Source organism: Polynucleobacter sp. 35-46-11, from assembly GCF_002281105.1.
Map to the genome: position 1 here is coordinate 1 of NZ_NCFJ01000467.1, position 1960 is coordinate 1960.

Here is a 1960-nt window from a genome sequence, read left to right on the forward strand (position 1 = left end):
GACTCAATATCAATCCCGAGCTCTTCTTGTAATTCACGCTTGAGTGCTGCGAATACAGATTCACCGGATTCAATTTTTCCACCGGGAACCTCCCAGTAGCCAGCATAAGGCTTGCCTTCTGGACGCTGACCCAAAAGATAGCGTCCTTCTGCATCCAATAGAATCCCAGCAGCGACTTCCGTCACAGGGCGTTTAAAGTCATCCATGGAATGATTAAGCCGCGTGCGAGCCAGCCCAATGCTTAGCAAACTGCCAAGCAACACGACCAGAACGCGAACCTCGCTCTAATGCCCAAACCAATGCTTCAGCTCTAGCACCCTCAATCTGCGCGTCACTTAAACCAAAATGGCGTAACCAATGGGCAACAATTTCTAGATACTCATCTTGCTTTGGTGGATAAAAAGAAAGCCATAAACCAAAACGCTCCGAGAGAGAAATTTTTTCCTCAACCACTTCACCCGGATGAATTTCTCCATCATCACCGTGAACATAACCCTCGTTATCCTTCATATATTCAGGCAAGAGGTGGCGTCGGTTAGAGGTGGCATAAATCAAAATATTGTCGACTTGTGCTGATACAGAGCCATCCAAAGCAGACTTCATAGCCTTATAGCCTGATTCCCCATCTTCAAATGAGAGATCATCACAAAAAATAATGAAGCGCTCTGGGCGGTCAGCTAATAAATCCGTAATGTCAGCTAAGTCCGCTAAATGCTCTTTTTCAACTTCGACCAAACGTAAGCCCTGGCTAGCAAACTCATGCAAGCTTGCTTTAATGAGTGAGGACTTTCCTGTGCCACGTGCACCCGTTAATAAAATATTATTAGCAGGCTTGCCCTGAATAAAGTTTTTGGTGTTGTCACGAATTGCATCACGTTGACGATCGATATTTTTTAGATCTTCAAAGGTGATGTCCGAAACATGTTTGACTGGCTGCAAAAAACCAATGCTTCCGAAGATGCTATCGCGACGACGCCACCTAAAAGCGGTTGATGATTTCCACTGCTCTTCCGTTAACTGCTTTGGTAAAAATGTTTCAAGGTGGTTGAGGAGTTGCTCTAATTTTTCATTCATTTCACGAATTCCTATGAGCGGTAATCAGCATTAATGGAAACGTAGTCATGTGACAAATCACAAGTCCACATCGTCTGCTGTGCCGATCCACGACCCAAGTCAATCTTGACGGTAATTTCTTCAGCCTGCATCACTCTCTGACCATCAGCTTCTTGGTAATCAGGATGTCGGCCACCATTCTTAGCAACCCAAACATCCCCAAGCCACATTTGCACTTGGTTCACGTCGAGGTCAGTGATTCCAGCGTAACCAATCGCCGCAAGAATGCGACCTAGATTGGGGTCGCTAGCAAAGAAAGCCGTCTTTACTAATGGTGAATGGGCTACCGCCTCTGCTACTAAGCGGCACTCCTCCTCCGTCTTACCACCCTGCACATCAATCGTAATAAATTTAGTTGCTCCTTCACCATCCCTCACAATCATTTGAGCAAGCTTACGGGCGAGATCGATTAATGCGGCCCGAACTAAGGCATAACTAGGTTCAGCAGCAGATTGGATCTGCACAGAGGACTGGCCAGTTGCCATAATGATGAATGAATCATTGGTTGAGGTATCGCCATCAATCGTGATCGCGTTAAAAGAAAGATCAGCAATCTCACGCGTCAGTTGATTAAGCAGGCCTGGAGCAAAACCAGCATCAGTTGCAATAAACCCCAACATCGTTGCCATATTAGGATGAATCATGCCGGCACCTTTGCAAATACCGGTAATGGTCACAAGTCCAGATGGGGTATCCACTGTCATGGATGCAGCTTTGGGCTGAGTATCTGTAGTCATGATGGCTTCAGCAGCATCAAGCCAATGGTCTTCGCCAAGGTTAGCAACTGCTTTAGGCAATCCAGCAATTAATCTGTCGATCGGCAGTGGCTCCAGAATCACACCAGTTG

At 46.3% G+C, this 1960-nt stretch carries 3 protein-coding genes; all 3 read right to left on the reverse strand.

The genetic code is table 11. The features are described from left to right. The coding region (locus tag B7Y67_RS16425) for an NUDIX domain-containing protein (protein WP_293599550.1) at window positions 1-206 on the reverse strand (206 nt) is incomplete at its 3' end. A 7-nt stretch (window positions 207-213) separates the two neighbouring features. Continuing rightward, window positions 214-1074, reverse strand: coding sequence for an ATP-binding protein (locus B7Y67_RS16430; RefSeq protein ID WP_293599551.1), 861 nt, complete (start codon window positions 1072-1074; stop codon window positions 214-216). An 11-nt stretch (window positions 1075-1085) separates the two neighbouring features. Beyond that, a partial coding sequence (gene argJ / locus B7Y67_RS16435; RefSeq protein WP_293599552.1) for a bifunctional glutamate N-acetyltransferase/amino-acid acetyltransferase ArgJ occupies window positions 1086-1960 on the reverse strand: 875 nt, incomplete at its 5' end.

Coding starts and splice junctions, on each gene's coding strand:
- B7Y67_RS16430 (WP_293599551.1), bottom strand. CDS start 1,074: ATGAATGAAAAATTAGAGCAACTCCTCAACCACCTTGAAACATTTTTA.